The organism is Streptomyces speibonae, from assembly GCF_984686075.1.
Window position 1 is genome coordinate 4,255,155 of sequence record NZ_OZ480260.1, and the last position, 16,932, is coordinate 4,272,086.

The window sequence follows — 16,932 nt, forward strand, 5'->3', positions numbered from 1 at the left end:
GCCCCCGGACCCACAGGCACGGCTTATCGTGCCCTGACGGCCCGTGGGAAAGGCTGACGTCATACAAAGGGACGTGCACAGCTGCATCGCGCCGGACTCGTGGACGTGCGTGAACGAGCCGGACCGAGTGCGACCGAGAACAACAGCCGTGGATCGAGGAGAGAAGCTGTGAGCACCGAGAACGAGGGCACCGCGGTACCCCCGGCCCCGTCCGCACCGCCGCCCGCGCCGGTGGATGCTCCCGCTGCCTCGGCGCACCAGGGGTACGCCGCCCCGGGCGCGGCTCCGGCTCCGCCCGCGGGCGCACCGGCCGCGGACACCGCCGCACACGGCACGGCCCCGCAGCCCCCGACGGCCGGGACCGCCGCGTACGGCCCCCGTGACAGCGACCCGAACCAGGACCCCGCCTCCCCCGGCGCCACGCCCGCCGGCCCCCCAGCCGGGGCGCACGCCTCCTCCGCCCCCGACGCGTCCTGGCCCCCGCCCCCGCCGCCGTCCACCCCGTCCTTCGGCGACGGCGGCGCGGGACACGGCGGATGGGGCTCGTCGTACCAGCAGCCGGCCCCGAGGAACGGCGGCGGCGGGCGCGGCCGCATGATCGCCGCGGTCCTGGTGGCCGCGCTGGTCGCGGGCGGCGCGGGCGGCGGCCTCGGCTACACGCTGGCCAAGGAGAACGACAGCAGCGACTCGACGACCGTCTCGTCGTCCACCAGCGGCGGCAATGTCAAGCGCGAACCGGGCACGGTCGCCGCCGTGGCCGCCAAGGCGCTGCCCAGCACCGTCACCATCGAGGCCGAGGGCCGCAGCGGCGAGGGCGGCACCGGCACCGGGTTCGTCTTCGACAAGCAGGGCCACATCGTCACCAACAACCACGTGGTGGCCGAGGCCGTCGACGGCGGCAAGGTGACCGCGACCTTCCCGAACGGCAAGAAGTACGACGCGGAGGTGGTCGGCCACGCACAGGGCTACGACGTCGCCGTCATCAAGCTCAACGACGCCCCCTCGAACCTGAACCCCCTGGCCCTGGGCAACTCCGACGAGGTGGCCGTCGGCGACTCGACGATCGCGATCGGCGCGCCGTTCGGCCTGTCCAACACGGTCACCACGGGCATCATCAGCGCGAAGAACCGCCCGGTGGCCTCCAGCGACGGCAACGGCAGCCAGGCCTCCTACATGAGCGCCCTGCAGACCGACGCGTCCATCAACCCCGGCAACTCCGGCGGCCCGCTGCTGGACGCGCAGGGCAACGTCATCGGCATCAACTCCGCGATCCAGTCCACCAGCAACGGCGGCTTCGGCACCGGCCAGGCCGGCTCCATCGGCCTGGGCTTCGCCATCCCGATCAACCAGGCCAAGTACGTCGCCCAGGAACTGATCAGGACGGGCAAGCCGGTGTACGCGAAGATCGGCGCGTCGGTCTCCCTGGAGGAGACGACGGGCGGCGCGAAGATCACCGAACAGGGAGCGGGCGGCTCCGAGCCCGTCGACCCCGGCGGCCCCGCCGACAAGGCCGGCCTCCAGCCCGGCGACGTCATCACCAAGCTCGACGACCGGGTCATCGACTCCGGCCCCACCCTGATCGGCGAGATCTGGACGCACAAGCCGGGCGACGAGGTCACGATCACCTACGAGCGCGACGGCAAGGAGCGCACCACGGAACTCACCCTGGGCTCCCGCGTGGGCGACAACTGACCCCACCCCCGCGGCCCGAACCCGTTACCCTGGTCCCCGCGCCGCCGATCACCGGCAGGCGCGGGGAGGTGTGCCCGAGCGGCCGAAGGGAACGGTCTTGAAAACCGTCGTGGCAGCGATGTCACCGTGGGTTCAAATCCCACCGCCTCCGCGCATCAAGCACTGAAAACGGCCCCTGACCCGGGAAACTGGTCAGGGGCCTTTCCCGTGCCCGGACCCCTCGGCTCCCCGCCGTTCCCTGCGACTCCCCGCTCGACCGGGCACGCGAGGGGCACGCGCGATCGGCTGTACGCCCCGGAAACGCAAGAGGCCCCGGATCTCTCCGGGGCCTCTCAGCTGTGTGCACTCGGCAGGATTCGAACCTGCAACCTTCTGATCCGTAGTCAGATGCTCTATCCGTTAAGCTACGAGTGCTTGGCTTTTCAGTTTTCTCGCCGCTCCCGGCCCTTGCGGCCCGCTCGCGGCGACAGGAAGAACATTACATGACTGCCGCCGCCATGTGAAATCCGTTTGGTGCACCCCTTGTGACCTGCGTAAACGTGGTTTCGGAAGGGGTACGGACGAAGCCCCGGCCGCTGGGGCCGGGGCTTCGTGGTGGGGGCGGAGGCGGAGGGATTTGAACCCTCGATGGGCTTTAAGACCCAAACCGCATTAGCAGTGCGGCGCCATAGACCGGACTAGGCGACGCCTCCATGCACAGGCCTTCCACGCGTGAGCGCGAGCGGGTCGGTGCGTGCCGATGATGACACAACCGCGTGGGGTGTCACCAATCGGTGCCCACGGTACTAGGCAGGAAGCCCGCAGGGCAAAGCCCCGCGCGCCGACGAGGGTGCAGGGGGGGCGTAAAGGTCCCGCGAAGGTTCCGGTCGCGTCGGTGCAGGCCGCGCGCGTTCCGGGCGTACCGGGCGTCACATTGCGGTCACTTCCTGATGCAATGTCCGGCCCATCCGGCGTCCCTGGCGCACCCCCAGCCCTTAGACTCCCTCCCGTGACACGTTGCGGGCGGATTGGCAAGATGGCCCGAGCGGTCGGCACATCGCGGTAACAGGAGGGAAGCGTCTCGTGAGCAGCAGGCCATCCCGAGGCGCTGCTCGCCTCGCAGCCATACTGGACGCGCTTCCCGACGCCCTCGTGCTGGTCAACGCCAACGGGACCGTCGTCAACGCGAACACCATCGCCCTGGAGGCCTTCGAGGCCCCGGGCACCGCCCTGGTGGGGCGGGGGCTGCTGGATCTGCTGCCGCAGTTCGACAGCAAGCTCATCCCGGGTTCCATGCGGCGCCCCGACCACATCGACCCGCGCGGGCGCACCAAGCCGACGCGGATGATCGCGCGGCGCACGGACGGCAGCGAGTTCCCCGTCGAGGTCACCAGCGCGAACCTGGAGACCGGCCAGCAGGCGTACGACAATTACGGATACACCTCCGACGAGCTGCTGATGCTCGTCGTCCGTGACCTCTCCGGCACCGTCGACACCGAGGCCGAGCTGGCGCGTTCGCAGCGGCAGACCGAGATGATCCTGCGCGCCGCCTCCGAGGGCGTCGTCGGCACCGACACCGACGGGCGGATCGTCCTCGTCAACCCGGCCGCCGCCCAGATCCTCGGCTACCGGGCCGGCGAACTCGGCGGACGCGAGCTGCACACCCTCGTCCTGCACTCCCGCGCCGACGGCTCCCCCTTCCCCTACGACGAGTCCCCGCTCGCCGACACGCTGCGCTCCGGGCGCAAGCACCGGGTGCGCGGACAGGTGCTCTACGCCAAGAACGGCGACAAGCTGCCCGTCGACCTGACCACCGCGCCGGTGCGCGACGGCGACCAGCTCGTCGGCGCCGTCATGACCTTCCTCGACCGCCGCCCCTACGACGCCCTCCTCAAGGAGAAGGAGAAGGGCGAGCAGGAGCACGCCGAGGCACTGGAGCGGCTCGCCGAGGAGCACGGCTCCGAGCTCACCGCCCTGCGCCAGAGCCACGTCACCGAGCTGGAGCAGCTCAACGAGCGGCACGCCGAGGCGCTCGCCGCCAACGAGGAGCGCTACGCCGCGCTCGGCGAGCGCGAGAAGGACCGCTACGAGGCCCTCGCCGCCCGGCACGACCAGCTGCTCACCCTGCTCGGGCAGTCCCTGCGGGGCCCGCTGGACGAACTGCGCCGCGAACTGTCCGCGCTGGCCGCCGACGACGCCGGACAGCTGTGGCCCGAGGCCAACCAGGTGCTCCACCACCTCTCGGCCGGTTACGCCCGGATCACCACGCTCATCGACAACGTCCTCGGCTACCAGCGGCTCGACACCGGTGCCGAGCAGGTCGCCCGTACGAAGGTGATGCTCGACGCCGTCGTCGCCGCCGGGGTCGACGGCGCGGTGGAGCTGATCGGTCCCGGCCGGGTGCAGTTCGCCGTGCACGCGCCGCCCATCGAGGCCGAGGTCGACCCGCGGCTGCTCGCGACCGCCCTGGCCCATCTGGTCGCGGACGTCGCGGGCGTCGACGCGACCGGCAACACCCCTCTGTCGGCGGGCGGTTATCTCGACAACACCGTCGTGGTGGCGGCGGCGCAGCGCGGTGAGGTCGTCCGCATCGAGGTGCGCGGGCCGTACAGCGGCGGCGACCCGGTGCACGAGCCGATCGTGCGCGGGATCGTCCGCGCCCACGGTGGCGTGCTGCAGACGCACGAGGTGCCGGGCATGAGCGGCAGCGCGTTCGTCCTCGAGGTGCCGATCGGCGGCGGGGCGGGGGCCGTGGCGGCTCCCGAGGCACCGGCCCCGGCGGAGGAGCCGGGGCCGGAACCGGCCGCCCCCACCGGCGGCGGGCGGCGCCGGGCGCGACGTTCCTCCGTGGACGCCTTCCTGGAGAGCGAGGTGCCCGGCGCGCAGGAGAACACCGCCCCCGGGACCGCGCCGACCGGCCGGCGCAGGCGCCGCGCGGCGCCCGCCGAGCCCGCGCAGGCACAGCTTCCCGCCCAGGCGTCCGCCGAGGGCGCGGCGGTCTCGGGCGGCACCGGGCGCCGCCGGGGCCGGCCCGCCGAGGACGCGCCGGCCGGCGCCCAGCTCGAACTCGCCGGTGCCGGGGTGTCCGAGGGTGCCGTCGTCACCGCCGCCGAGCACGCGGCGGGGGCCGCCGCTTCGAACACGGCACTGGGCGGGACCGTACCGCCGCAGGGAGTGCCCGCGCCGTCCGGGCGGCGTGCCCGGCGCGCGTCCGGCGATCAGCACGCGCTGCCGGCGGCGCTGCCCGCTCCGGCCGGCTCCGGGGAGACGGCCGCCGAGGTGGCCGTGCCCGTTCCCGCCCAGGGGCAGGCGCCGGGACAGGTCGCGGGGCAGCCGCAGCAGCCGACGGGACGGCGGCGGCGTGCGCTGGCCGCCGCCAGCGAGCGGGCGGCGGCCCAGGAGGCCGTGCCCCGTACGGTGTTCGCGCTGCCGCCGGCCGAGGCGGACCAGGCGGTGCCGGCCGGTCAGGCCGAGGCCGTCGGGCAGGCCGCGCAGCCGGGTGCGGGCAGGGCCGCCGCTCCCGGTGACGTCATGGCCGACCACGGCCGCCACGACGCCGTACCGCACGACCAGGCCGGTGACCACACCCCGCCGCAGCCGCATCCCACCAGCGCCCCGACCGGTCGCCGGCGCCGGGTGGCCGCCCTGCCGGCGGAGGCCGGGCAGGTGCCGGGCGTTCCGGCGCCGGGGAACCCGGAGCAGTGGGGGGCGGTGCCTCCGCAGGGAACATCGGCGGCGGAGCAGGGGACTGCGGTGCCGGAGCAGGGAACTCCGGTGGCTGGGCAGGCGAATGCCGGGCAGGGAACTCCGGTGGCAGGGCAGGGAGGTCCCGTGGCTCCGCAGGGGGGTTCGGTTCCTCCGCAGGGGGGGCCTGTGCCTCCGCAAGGGGGTTCGGTTCCTCCGCAGGGGGGGCCTGTGCCTCCGCAAGGGGGTCCGGTTCCTCCGCAGGGAGGTCCCGTGCCTCCGCAGGGGGGTCCGGTTCCTCCGCAGGGAGGTCCCGTGGCTCCGCAGGGGGGTCCGGTTCCTCCGCAAGGGGGTCCTGTGCCTTCGCAGGGACGTCCGGTGGCTCCGCAGGGGGCTCCTGTTCCGCCGAACGGGGCGGCTTCCGTGCCCGGGCAGGGCGTGCCGGGGGCCGTCGCGGCGCAGGTGCCCGCGGCACAGGTACCGCAGCCGTCGCAGCCTGCGCAGAACCAGGCCGTCGCCGCGGAGCACACGCCCGCGCCCGCACCCGCACCCGCCGCGGCACCGCTTCCCGCCGCGCAGCCGCTTCCCGCCGAAGCCGCGCCGCCCGCGCCCCCCGCGCCGCCCGCGCAGGGCACCCCGGCCGAGGGCACCCCTGCCCCGCAGTCGTGGCCCGCGGCCGGTGACAGCTCCGGCGCAGGTACACCCGTACCCCAGCCCCAGCCCCAGTCCCAACTGCAGGCCACGCCCGCCGCCGGTACCCCGTTGCCGCCCGAGAGCCCGGCGGCGACGCCGCAGCGGGCGGCGCAGCCGTTGCCCGCGGAGGCCGCCGCGCCGGTGGACCCGGACTCCACACAGGGGCGGGCGATCAGCGTGCGCACGCTGGGGCAGGGCGTTCCGTTCAACCGGCAGGCCGCCCAGGTGCAGCAGCCGCTGCCGTCGGCCACGCCTCCTCCGCACCAGCCCGGAGGGTCCGGGCGGCGGCGCAAGCTCGGTACACGGCCCGACCCGGCCGCGTCCGGCGAGCAGAACGCCCGCCCGCACCCGCCGGCCGAGCCCGCGCCCGCCGCGCAGGCACCGGCCCAACGCAACGGCACCCCGGCGGCCGCCCAGGCCCCCGCCCCGGCCCAGGCACCGGCGCAGCCCCAGCCGCAGCACTCGCTCGCCGGCCAGTCCCGGCTCGCGCCCGGGACCGAGGGCACCGGGCGTTCGTACGCCATAGGGGCGCCCGACGCGAACGCCGCCGAGGGGCCCGAGCCGCTGGACGGTCCTGGCGGCGCCGTGGAGGTGGCGGACCCGCCGCGTCCGCAGCCCATGGACGACGAGCTGCCGCCGGAGCCGCTGGACAACCCGCGCCGGCTGCTGGTGTGGCCCGCGCCGGACGTCTCGACCCAGCAGGCGCTGAGCGACCGGGGCTACCGGCCGGTGGTCGTGCACTCGCGCGAGGAGGTCGACGCGCAGATCGCGGCGTTCCCCGCCGCGCTGTTCGTGGACCCGCTGACCGGTCCGATCACGCGCACGGCGCTGCAGTCGCTGCGCCAGGCCGCGGTGGCCGCCGAGGTGCCGGTGCTGGTCACGGCCGGGCTCGGGCAGGCCTCGCGCGACGCGGCGTACGGTGCCGACCCGGCCGTCCTGCTGAAGGCGCTCGCGCCGCGCGACAGCGAGCAGCACCCTCCGCGCGTGCTGCTGATTGAGGAGCACGCGGAGATCGCGCTGGCGCTGACCGGGACGTTGGAGCGGCGCGGGATGCAGGTCGCGCGGGCGGCGAGCGACGGTGACGCGGTGTCGCTGGCGGGGCAGTTCCGGCCGAACCTCGTGGTGATGGACCTGATGCAGGTGCAGCGCCGGCAGTCCGGGATCGTGGACTGGCTGCGGGCGAACGGTCAGCTCGACCGCACCCCGCTGGTCGTCTACACGGCCGCCGTCGAGCAGGCGGACCTGCCGCGGCTGGCCGCGGGCGAGACGGTGCTGTTCCTCGCGGAGCGGTCCACCAGCGCCGAGGTGCAGGAGCGGATCGTCGACCTGCTGGCGCGGATCGGGACCAACTGACCGGCGTCCGCCCCACGCCCCGCGCCCCGCGCACGACATACGACGCGCGCCGGGCGGTGAGCGGGGAACACCCCCTCGCCGCCCGGCGCGTCGCCGTACGGGTGTCAGATCCGCGTGACGTCCAGCGATCCTTCGGCGTACTGCCGGCGCAGTACCTTCTTGTCGAACTTGCCGACGCTGGTCTTCGGCACCGCCTCGATCACCGTCCAGCGCTCCGGGAGCTGCCACTTGGCGATCCCGCCCTCCTCCTGGAGGAAGCCGCGCAGCGTGGTGAAGTCGGCGGTGGCGCCCTCCTTGAGGACGACCGTGGCCAGCGGGCGCTCGCCCCACTTGTCGTCCGGGACGGCGACGACGGCCGCCTCGGCGACGTCCGGGTGGGCCATCAGCGCGTTCTCCAGCTCGACCGAGGAGATCCACTCGCCGCCCGACTTGATGACGTCCTTGGCGCGGTCGGTCAGGGTGAGGAAGCCGTCGGGGCTGATGATGCCGACGTCGCCGGTCTTCAGCCAGCCGTCCTCGCTGAACTTGTCGGCGGGGCGGAGCGGCTCGGCGTCGGGGCCGTTGTAGTAGGCGCCGGCGATCCAGGCGCCGCGGACCTCCAGTTCACCGGCCGACTCGCCGTCCCAGGGGAGGCGTTCGCCGCCGGGGCCGGTGAGCCGGGCCTCGACGCCGGCCGGGAAGCGGCCCTGGGTCAGCCGGTAGGCGAACTCCTCCTCGGTGCCCACGGCCTGGGCCGGCGGGCGGGCGATGGTGCCGAGCGGGGAGGTCTCCGTCATGCCCCAGGCGTGGAAGACCCGCATGCCGAGCGTGTCGAACGCCTCCATGAGGGAGGGCGGGCAGGCGGAGCCGCCGATGGTGACCTGGGCGAGGGAGGAGACGTCGCGGGGCCTGGCGGTGAGCTCGGCGAGCAGGCCCTGCCAGATGGTGGGGACCGCGGCGGCGTGGGTCGGCTTCTGGCTCTCGATCATCTCGGCGAGCGGGGCCGGCTGAAGGAAGCGGTCCGGCATCAGCATGTTGACGCCGGTCATGTAGGTGGCGTGCGGCAGTCCCCAGGCGTTCACGTGGAACTGCGGGACGACGACCAGCGAGGTGTCCTCGTCGGTCAGGCCCATCGACTGGGCCATGTTGACCTGCATGGAGTGGAGGTAGATGGAGCGGTGGCTGTAGACCACGCCCTTGGGGTCGCCGGTGGTGCCGGAGGTGTAGCACATGGCGGCGGCGGCGCGTTCGTCCAGCTCGGGCCAGTCGTAGGCGACGGGCTGTCCGGCGAGCAGGTCCTCGTACTCGTGCACCGGGACGGCGGCGTCCGCGAGGGCGGAACGGTCTCCGGCGCCGGAGACGACCACGTGCTCGACGGTCTTCAGGTGCGGCAGCAGCGGGGCGAGCAGCGGGATCAGCGATCCGTTGACGATGATCACCCGGTCGGCGGCGTGGTTGACGATCCACGCGAGCTGCTCGGGAGGCAGGCGGAGGTTCAGGGTGTGGAGGACGGCTCCCATGGAGGGGATCGCGAAGTACGCCTCGACGTGCTCGGCGTTGTTCCACATGAGGGTGGCGACCCGGTCGTCGCCGGTGACACCGAGGTCCTCGCGCAGGGCGTGGGCCAGCTGGGCCGCGCGGGCACCGATCTCCGCGTAGGAACGGCGCTGCGGCTCGCCCTCGCCGGTCCAGGTGGTGACCTGGGACGAACCGTGGATCGTCGACCCGTGGGTCAGGATCCTCGAGATCAGCAGCGGTACGTCCTGCATGGTGCTCAGCACGGCGTCCTCCTGGGCGACATCGCCTACGCGTCGGTAAAGGTTGCGCTGATTCTGCGCGCATACCGCGCGGTATGTCACTAGGGGAGCGGATGATCGATCACCGCCGCCGGAGGACTTCTTCCCTCACATAGGGCTCATTTTCGAACAAGCCCCAGTTCAGCGTCCTCGCGGAGTTTGCCGAGCGCCCTCGACACGGCGGACTTCACGGTACCCACCGAGACGCCGAGCACCTCGGCCGTCTGGACCTCGCTGAGGTCCTCGTAGTACCGCAGAACGACCATCGCCCGCTGCCGCGCGGGCAGCCGCATGATCGCCCGCCACATCGCGTCGCGCAGCGCCTGTTGCTCGGCCGGGTCGTCGCCGGCGGGCAGCGGGTCGGGCTCGGGCAGTTCGTCGCAGGCGAATTCGTCGACCTTGCGCTTGCGCCACTGCGAGGTGCGCGTGTTGAGCAGGGCTCTGCGCACATAGCCGTCGAGCGCGCGGTGGTCCTCTATGCGCTCCCAGGCGACATACGTCTTGGTGAGCGCGGTCTGCAGCAGGTCCTCGGCGTCGCTCGGGTTCCCGGTCAGCGACCGGGCGGTACGCAGGAGCACCGGGTGGCGGGCCCTCATGTACGACGAGAATGACGGATACGGGACGGTCTGCGTCGGTGGAGCAGCGGCGTTCGAAGTGCCGGTGCAGACGAGTGTGGTCATGCCTCAACGCTAGGAGCGGGCCCCGTTTTGCGGATCGGCCGCAGGTCGCGGAGCCGGATCCCCCTCAGGTTGTAGGGGTGGGGCCGGCCTCACCTCCTGAAGGTGGACGTGCGGATGAGGGGGTAGTGCGGGTGCATCCCTGAGGAGGACCACGCGGGAAGCGGGCCGCCGGCGAGGGGCGCCACCCGGGAAGCAATCCGCCGCGAAGGGTGTCCGGGGGCGCCTCGGCGGCGGCACCGCGGCGGCACGCCCCCGCGCGCACGCTTACGCGCACGCTTACGCGCACACCTGCGCGCACGCCTGCGCGGCGGCACCGAAGTACCGCCGCGCGGACGCCTTGCACCCCACGAAAGCACGCCCCCCTGACAGCTCACCCCCCGGCGGTCAGGCGGCCGCCCTCACCACCACAGTGGGGTGAAGCTGATGGCCACGTTGTCGGTGCCCTGGTTGACGGCGGTGAACGCGGAGCCGTTGACCTGGGCGGAGTTGCTCTGGTTCGTGGCACCGGAGCCGGTGGCCTGCTGCTGTGCGGTGGCCGAGTTGCCGAAGTTGTCGCCGCCGACACCGCTGCCGAGGGCGTCGGCCACGGAGTGCGTGGCCGTCGCCTTCGATCCGTTGTCCGCGAGGGCGCCGCTGTCCGCCGTCGCGACGCCGCCGAACAGAGCGGCGGCGAGCGGAAGTGCGGAGGCCGCGGCGATGACGCGGGCGGTACGGATGCTTGCCATGTTGTGTTCCCTCCAGAACAAAGACCCATGTGACCAGGGACGTTTTCCCCCCGCCCCGGTGCTGTTCGCGACGTCGCGAGATCAGAGTTGCCCACCGATTCACCGTCGAACCGTCCCGAAGGCCGCAGTTCGCACGCAAGCGTGACGACAGGCCGATAAACCCCTTCAGGCCTCCGATGACGGGACGACGCCCCGGCAGGAATGTCCGCACCCCGTGCGCCGCAAGGGGTGAAGCGTTCCGGCACCATGCCCCCGCCGGCGGCCTCGCCCCGGCGCGTCGCGGCGTGTCGCGGCGCTTCCCCCTTCCCTTACTCGAACATGTGTACGAACATGGAGTCATGGCCACCACCGACCGGCAGGCCACGACGCCGGCCCTCGCACACGCCCTGTCAGCCGCCGAGCGCGGACTGCCCGTCATCCCTCTCTCCCGGACGAAGCTCCCGGCCCTGCGCTCCCCGCACCGCGGCACCACCGATCCGGCCGGGGTGCCCTGCCACGGTGAGTGCGGCCGCTTCGGCCACGGGGTCCATGACGCCTCGACCGACCCCGCCCGGATCCGCGCGCTGTTCGCCGCCGCACCCCGCGCCACCGGCTACGGCATCGCCTGCGGCCGTTCCCCGCACCACCTGATCGGCGTCGACCTGGACACCAAGAGCGGCACGGACTCCTCCGCGGGCCTGCGCGAACTGGCCTTACGCCACCTGTTCACGATCCCCGCCACGGTGGTCGTCCTGACCCCCAGCGGCGGCCGCCACCTGTGGCTGAGCGGCCCGCCGGACGTCGTCGTCCCCAACTCGGCCGGCCGCCTGGCCCCCGGCATCGACATCAGGGGAGCGGGCGGATACCTCGTGGGCCCCGGCTCCCGTACCGCCCACGGCACGTACACGACCGCGCCCGGCACCGAGCACCTCACCCCGGCCGCGTGCCCGCCCGCCCTCCTGCGCCTGCTCCTCCCACCGCCCCGTGCCCACCACCCGACGCCCCCGTCCACCGGCGGACACGGCCAGGGCCTGGTCCAGTTCGTCCTCGCGGCACACGAGGGCCAGCGCAACACCCGCCTGTTCTGGGCGGCCTGCCGTGCCTACGAGGACGGCATCGGCCCCGCGCTGGCGGACTCCCTGGCCGACGCCGCCGTCAGTACGGGCCTGTCCGCACACGAGGCCCGCGCGACGATCGCGTCGGCCGCCCGCATGACGTCCCGCCGGCCGTGATTCCGACGCCCCCGACCTCGTTCACCACGCCCAGAGAACCGAAAGTCCCGGATGCACCACCGCAACAAGGTGCCGACCATGGCACTCACCCGCGTCGCCCTCGCCTCCGGCCGCTCGGTCGACCTCTCCGAGCTGCGGATGTCGTCGACGTACGGCGGGCTGCTCGAGGGCTACCCGTGCAAGATCCTCAACGACCGCCGGATCGCGGGCCTGTTCCGCTCGGCCGAGCAGACCTTCCCCGGCACCCCGGTGCATCTGATCCCGCCCCCGCGCGAGTACCCCGACCAGTACGCGGGCGCCTTCGGTCCGGTGGAGGTGCTGCCCGCCGTGACCTGCGTCGGCAGCTTCCGCTCCGAGGCCCTCGATCCGGCCCACGACCGCGCGCTGTACCGCTCCCGCCTCACCGTGATCTGGTTCCAGCCCACCTCGTGCCTGCCGTCGGGCCATGACGCGGTGCCCGCCCTCCGGGACCTGCCCTGGGACCGTCTCGCCACCGACGCGGAACTGTGACCGCCGGGCCACCGGCCCCTCCGCGCGTCCGGTGCGGTCAGTGGTCCGACGGCGGGCCGTGGAGCGGCGCCGGGTCGCCCGCCAGGGCGGACGTGACGAAGTGGCTGGGCTCGCCGGCCAGCACCTCGACGGCTCCCGCCGGTACGCCGTCGAGGGCGGCGCGTGCGTCGGCGGGGTCGGTCCCGGGCGCGTCGCGTCCCGCCGTCATGTGGGTGTCCGCGGCCGCCGGGTGACCCCGCGCGGTGCCCGGCCTTCCTCGGCCCGGACCAGGGCACGGCTCACCCCTGTGGGCGTCCCGTCTTCTCCCGCTGGTAGTGGGCCAGTTGGCGGGAGCGCCGGCGCCGGTCGGCGACGAGGGCGAGGGCCGGGGAGCGCGGGGAGCAGTCCTTGCCGTGGCCGAGGGCGTGCAGGCGTCCGGTGACGGCGGCCTGAACGGCCGCCGCCCGCATGAGTTTCGAGGGGAGCGCGGACCGGGGCGGCGCGACCGGTGCGTCCTCACCGGCCAGCCAGCGCTGTGGCAGCTCCGGGTGCTGGGCCAGCGCGGTCGCCACGCCCACCAGGGCGAACCCGCGCTCGATGACGCGTTCGGCGACCGTTGCGCGGCGGATGCCGCCGGTGAGCATGAGCGGCACGGCCGTCCGGTCGACCAGGCGCGCGGCGAGATCGAGGAAGTACGCCTCACGTTCGAGGGTGCGGTCGTCGGCGGTGTGGCCCGCCGTGGCGAGCGCCTCGACACTGCCGCCGGAGAGTTCCACGAAGTCGACCCGGCCCTCGAGCCACTCGATGACGCGCCCGGCGTCGTCGACGTCGAAGCCGCCGCGCTGGAAGTCGGCGGAGTTCAGCTTGACCGCGATCCCGAACCCGGGCTTCACCCGGTCGTGGACGGCGTCGACGATCCGCAGCAGCAGGCGCGCCCGGTTGTGCAGCGTGCCGCCCCACTCGTCGTCCCGGCGGTTGACCAGGGGTGACAGGAACTGCGACAGCAGATAGCCGTGCGCCGCGTGGATCTCGACGCCGGCGAACCCGGCGTCCTGCGCCAGGGCCGCCGTCGTCGCGAACCGCTCGATCACCGTGTCGATGTCCGCGCCGGTCATCGGCTTCGGGGTGGGGTAGAACGACGACAGCGTGCCGATGTCCACCCGCGTGGCGGAGGGCGCCAGGGCGAGTGCTCCGGTGTCGCGCAGGACCACCCGGCCCGGGTGGTTGATCTGCATCCAGAGCGGGGTGGGGGCGGCCGCCGAGACCCACCGCCGGAACGCCGCGAGATCGCTGGCGCGGTCCAGCACGATGTCACCGGGCTGCGCGAGAGCCCGGCGGTCGACCATGACATGCCCCGTGATCAGGAGCCCGGCCCCGCCGGCGCCCCAGCGGCGGTAGAGGCGCTCGATGCGCTCGTCGGGCTGCTGCCCGGTCCCGGCGAGCTGCTCCTCCATCGCGGCTTTCACCACGCGGTTCTCCAACGTCATGCCGCTGCTCAGGGTCAGCGGACGGGCCACCAGCACCATGGAAACTCCTTCAAGTCTTGAAGCACTGTAACCGAAGTGCTTCAAGACTTGAAGTACATGCCTCCCGAATGCCGCGGCCGCCCGGCTACTCCGGAAGGTCCGCCACCCGCGTCAGCACGTCCGCCAGGGCGGCCAGCTCCGCCGAGGAGAGCGCCGCGAACGGGGTCAGCGCGAGCGCCTCGTCCACCACCTCCCTGCGGACCCGCTCCCCCTCCGGGGTCAGCACGAGCACACTCGACCGCCCGTCCTGCGGATCCCGGCGCCTGACCACATAGCCGCGCTCCTCCAACTGCTTGGCGATGAACGTCACGTTGGACGCGTTGCAGTGCAGGCGCTGCGCCACGACGCGCATCGGCGGCGCCTGCCGGTCCGGATCGATGGCCCACAACGCCTGCGCCGTCTGCTGCGTGAGCCGAAGCCGGGCCAGCAGGGGCTCCAACCGTGTGCTGGTGACCATCGAAATCTCGTGCACCGCGCGCACCACGCTCAGCAAATCGCTCACACCCACCATTCTCGACCACCCGCCGAACCCGGTGCGGAGGCCGGTCCGGCTCCGCGTCGGTGCGTGCCGCGGCGCGGGCACGGCCGGGGTTCTGCAGGACGCCCGCGCGGGCAAGGTCCGGACCCGATCGGGGTGGGGACGGAACCCGGTCGCCGAAGGGGCCGTACTTCATCACGTACGCCCCATTCCATCGGGAGATCCCCATGCCCAAGCAGCTTGACGTTCTCGTCGTCGGGGCCGGTGTCGCCGGTCTGGCGACCGCCATCGCGCTGACGCGCAACGGCATGACCGTCGACGTCGTCGAACGTTCCTCCGACCATCGCGGCGGAGGGGCCGGTCTCTTCCTGCCCGGGAACGCCGTCCGGGCGCTGACCGCCCTGGGGGTGGGCGACCGCCTGAACGCCTCCGGGGCGTCCGTGCCCGGCCAGCGGCTCATGAACCGGCGGGGCGGCGTGCTGGCCGACATCGACATGGCCGGACTGTGGCGGGGCACCGCCGGCTGCGTCGGCGTCACCCGGGACGACCTCCATGCCGCGCTGCGGGACCTCGCGCCGGTGCCCGTCCGCCACGGCGTCACCGTGGAGTCGACCGGGCCGGCCGACGACGGTGTGCCCGTGGTGTTCAGCGACGGCACGTCCGGCCGGTACGACGTGGTCGTGGGCGCGGACGGCATACGGTCGGGCCTCAGGGAGTCGGTCGATCCCGCGGCCCGGACCCGCCCCCTCGGACAGCTCTCCCGGCGCTTCCTCACCGACGCCCCCGACATCGAACGGTGGTCCCTGTGGCTGGGCCCTGGGTCGGTCTTCCTGGCCTATCCGGTCGGCGGGGGCCGGGTGTGCTGCTACGCCGACGTGTCGGTGTCCTCCCCCGGGGACCCGGCTCACGAGGCCGGCTTCTCCCGGCACTTCGCAGGGTACGACCGACGGGTGCGGGACCTGCTGGCGACGCCCGCCGCCCTCGACGCGTACGTCTCGCCGGTCGAGGAGGTCGCGTGCAGGACGTGGGCGCGCGGACGCGTCGTCCTCGTCGGGGACGCGGCCCACGCGAGTTCGCCCAACATGGCCCAGGGCGTGGCCATGGCCGTCGAGGACGCCCAGGTCCTGGCCGAGGTGCTGGCCGGGGACGGCGACACCGTGGAGCTGCTCCAGGAGTTCGTCCGGCGCCGGCTCCCCCGGGCCCGCTGGGTGCGGGAGCAGACGCACCGGCGCGACCGGACCCGCTCCATGCCCACGTTCGTGCGCGACCTCGCGCTCCGCTTCGGCGCCAACGGCCTGTACGAGCGCGCCTACGCGCCCCTGCGCGACCTGCCGTGAACCCGGCCTCCCGGGGCGCGCGTCAGGCGAGGCTGAACTTCTCGGCGTGCACCTGGCGGGCCGGTACCTTCAGCGTCCGCAGTGCCTCCAGCACGGCCGCCGTCATGGACGGCGGTCCGCAGACGTACACATCGCGTTCCGTGACGTCGGGGACCAGGGCGTGGAGGTTCCCCGGCTCGAACGGCCGGACCCCCGCACTGCTCGCGCCGGTGAGCAGGTGCAGCCGGCCGCCGCGCGCGGCGACCAGGTGCCGTACCTCGTCGACGAGCGCGGCGTCGTGGGCGCTGCGCACGCGGTAGAGGACCACGACGTCGCCGGCCGTGGGCTCCTCCAGCAGGGCGCGCACGGGCGTGATGCCCACGCCGCCCGCGATCATCAGTGCGCCCGGCCGCGTGCGGTGCAGCGAGGTGAACGCTCCGTACGGGCCCTCCACGAGGACCCGGGTGCCGACGGGCAGATGCCGCAGGCCCGCGCTGGTGCTGCCGACCGCCCTGGCCGTCAGGCGCAGGGACCGGCCGTCGGGCGCCGCCGACAGCGAGAACGGGTTGGCGAGCCACCAGTGGTTGTGCCCGGGGAAACGCCAGATGGCGAACTGCCCGGCCCGGGCGGGAAGCCGCTCGAGACGGCGCCCGGTGACATGGACCGACACCACGCCGTCCGACTCGGGCACCACGGCCGCGACCCGGAACCGGTGGTAGGCGTTGCGCCACACCGGCAGGACGATCCGCCCGCCGACGAAGGCGCCGAAGGCGAATAGCCACAGGGCCCACCAGTAGACCGTTCCCGCCGTGGACGCCCGGAAGCTCGCGGGTTCCAGCAGCTGGTGGGCGAAGGCCAGGCCGATGGCCAGGTACAGCATCAGGTGCAGGGCGTGCCAGGTCTCGTACCGCAGCCGCCGGCGCAGGCGCCGGGCCGAGGTGACGGCGATCGCGGCCACGAGGGCCGCCGCCAGCATGCCCAGCAGGGAGGCCGGTACCCCGCTCAGGGCGCCGAACGTCCTCGCCATCGACACGCCGTCGAGCCGCGCGTACCCGAGCACCACCAGCGTGGCGTGGGTGAGGACGGTCCACAGCAGCGTGAAGCCGATCCACCGGTGCCACACGGTGAGCCGGTCCATGCCGATACGGCGGTCCAGCCACGGCAGCCGGGCCACCAGCAGCAGCTGGAACAGCATCAGCAGTGCCGCGTGCAGGCCGAAGAACTCGGCCACCCTGAGCGTGGTGTTCCTGCCGGTCCCGCCCGTGAGGAAGAGGACCTCCACGATCATCGCGTTGGCGACGACGAACGTTCCCATCGTCCACTGCGCCGCC

The 16,932-nt window shown here is 73.6% G+C and carries 12 protein-coding genes and 3 tRNA genes; 6 read left to right on the forward strand and 9 right to left on the reverse strand.

Annotated elements, in window-relative coordinates:
- The first annotated feature begins 168 nt into the window (after positions 1 to 168).
- Positions 169 to 1,692, forward strand: coding sequence for a S1C family serine protease (locus AC5L3C_RS19220; RefSeq protein ID WP_493650055.1), 1,524 nt, complete (start codon positions 169 to 171; stop codon positions 1,690 to 1,692).
- A 64-nt stretch (positions 1,693 to 1,756) separates the two neighbouring features.
- Positions 1,757 to 1,843 (forward strand) — tRNA-Ser (locus AC5L3C_RS19225).
- 190 nt (positions 1,844 to 2,033) lie between these two features.
- Here the strand turns inward: AC5L3C_RS19225 and AC5L3C_RS19230 are convergent.
- Positions 2,034 to 2,106, reverse strand: a tRNA-Arg gene (locus AC5L3C_RS19230).
- A 187-nt stretch (positions 2,107 to 2,293) separates the two neighbouring features.
- Positions 2,294 to 2,384, reverse strand: a tRNA-Ser gene (locus AC5L3C_RS19235).
- Positions 2,385 to 2,754: 370 nt separating this feature from the next.
- On the opposite strand from AC5L3C_RS19235, the gene AC5L3C_RS19240 reads away from it, so the two are divergent.
- On the forward strand, positions 2,755 to 7,401 hold the full coding sequence (locus AC5L3C_RS19240; protein ID WP_493650056.1) for a hybrid sensor histidine kinase/response regulator: 4,647 nt from the start codon (positions 2,755 to 2,757) through the stop codon (positions 7,399 to 7,401).
- 104 nt (positions 7,402 to 7,505) lie between these two features.
- Here the strand turns inward: AC5L3C_RS19240 and AC5L3C_RS19245 are convergent, their stop codons facing one another.
- The 3 genes from AC5L3C_RS19245 to AC5L3C_RS19255 form a co-directional block, all read right to left on the reverse strand.
- Complete coding sequence (locus tag AC5L3C_RS19245; RefSeq protein ID WP_493650057.1) at positions 7,506 to 9,161, reverse strand: long-chain fatty acid--CoA ligase; 1,656 nt, start codon at positions 9,159 to 9,161, stop codon at positions 7,506 to 7,508.
- 134 nt (positions 9,162 to 9,295) lie between these two features.
- Positions 9,296 to 9,856, reverse strand: a complete 561-nt coding sequence (locus AC5L3C_RS19250) for a SigE family RNA polymerase sigma factor (protein WP_493650058.1) — start codon at positions 9,854 to 9,856, stop codon at positions 9,296 to 9,298.
- A gap of 398 nt (positions 9,857 to 10,254) precedes the next feature.
- Positions 10,255 to 10,581 (reverse strand): hypothetical protein, encoded by a 327-nt coding sequence (locus AC5L3C_RS19255; protein ID WP_493650059.1) that lies wholly within the window; start codon positions 10,579 to 10,581, stop codon positions 10,255 to 10,257.
- 338 nt (positions 10,582 to 10,919) lie between these two features.
- Here AC5L3C_RS19255 and AC5L3C_RS19260 point away from each other — a divergent pair, with 338 nt between their 5' ends.
- On the forward strand, positions 10,920 to 11,792 hold the full coding sequence (locus AC5L3C_RS19260; protein ID WP_493650060.1) for a bifunctional DNA primase/polymerase: 873 nt from the start codon (positions 10,920 to 10,922) through the stop codon (positions 11,790 to 11,792).
- A gap of 78 nt (positions 11,793 to 11,870) precedes the next feature.
- A complete protein-coding gene (locus tag AC5L3C_RS19265; protein ID WP_493650061.1) occupies positions 11,871 to 12,302 on the forward strand; it encodes a hypothetical protein in 432 nt (143 codons plus the stop codon).
- 37 nt (positions 12,303 to 12,339) lie between these two features.
- On the opposite strand, the gene AC5L3C_RS19270 is transcribed toward AC5L3C_RS19265, so the two are convergent.
- The 3 genes from AC5L3C_RS19270 to AC5L3C_RS19280 form a co-directional block, all read right to left on the reverse strand.
- Positions 12,340 to 12,510, reverse strand: coding sequence for a Rossmann-fold NAD(P)-binding domain-containing protein (locus AC5L3C_RS19270; RefSeq protein ID WP_164555681.1), 171 nt, complete (start codon positions 12,508 to 12,510; stop codon positions 12,340 to 12,342).
- A gap of 70 nt (positions 12,511 to 12,580) precedes the next feature.
- Complete coding sequence (locus AC5L3C_RS19275) at positions 12,581 to 13,807, reverse strand: NADH:flavin oxidoreductase/NADH oxidase family protein (RefSeq protein WP_493650062.1); 1,227 nt, start codon at positions 13,805 to 13,807, stop codon at positions 12,581 to 12,583.
- Between the two features lie 85 nt (positions 13,808 to 13,892).
- Entirely contained in the window at positions 13,893 to 14,309 is a 417-nt protein-coding gene (locus AC5L3C_RS19280; RefSeq protein WP_411573112.1) for a MarR family winged helix-turn-helix transcriptional regulator, read from the reverse strand.
- 203 nt (positions 14,310 to 14,512) lie between these two features.
- Here AC5L3C_RS19280 and AC5L3C_RS19285 point away from each other — a divergent pair, with 203 nt between their 5' ends.
- On the forward strand, positions 14,513 to 15,622 hold the full coding sequence (locus AC5L3C_RS19285; protein ID WP_125505457.1) for an FAD-dependent oxidoreductase: 1,110 nt from the start codon (positions 14,513 to 14,515) through the stop codon (positions 15,620 to 15,622).
- A 22-nt stretch (positions 15,623 to 15,644) separates the two neighbouring features.
- On the opposite strand, the gene AC5L3C_RS19290 is transcribed toward AC5L3C_RS19285, so the two are convergent.
- Entirely contained in the window at positions 15,645 to 16,916 is a 1,272-nt protein-coding gene (locus AC5L3C_RS19290; RefSeq protein ID WP_493653933.1) for a ferredoxin reductase family protein, read from the reverse strand.
- Positions 16,917 to 16,932: the final 16 nt, after the last annotated feature.

Coding starts and splice junctions, on each gene's coding strand:
- AC5L3C_RS19285 (WP_125505457.1), top strand. CDS start 14,513: ATGCCCAAGCAGCTTGACGTTCTCGTCGTCGGGGCCGGTGTCGCCGGT.
- AC5L3C_RS19265 (WP_493650061.1), top strand. CDS start 11,871: ATGGCACTCACCCGCGTCGCCCTCGCCTCCGGCCGCTCGGTCGACCTC.
- AC5L3C_RS19290 (WP_493653933.1), bottom strand. CDS start 16,916: ATGGGAACGTTCGTCGTCGCCAACGCGATGATCGTGGAGGTCCTCTTC.
- AC5L3C_RS19275 (WP_493650062.1), bottom strand. CDS start 13,807: ATGGTGCTGGTGGCCCGTCCGCTGACCCTGAGCAGCGGCATGACGTTG.
- AC5L3C_RS19250 (WP_493650058.1), bottom strand. CDS start 9,856: ATGACCACACTCGTCTGCACCGGCACTTCGAACGCCGCTGCTCCACCG.
- AC5L3C_RS19260 (WP_493650060.1), top strand. CDS start 10,920: ATGGCCACCACCGACCGGCAGGCCACGACGCCGGCCCTCGCACACGCC.
- AC5L3C_RS19255 (WP_493650059.1), bottom strand. CDS start 10,581: ATGGCAAGCATCCGTACCGCCCGCGTCATCGCCGCGGCCTCCGCACTT.
- AC5L3C_RS19270 (WP_164555681.1), bottom strand. CDS start 12,510: ATGACGGCGGGACGCGACGCGCCCGGGACCGACCCCGCCGACGCACGC.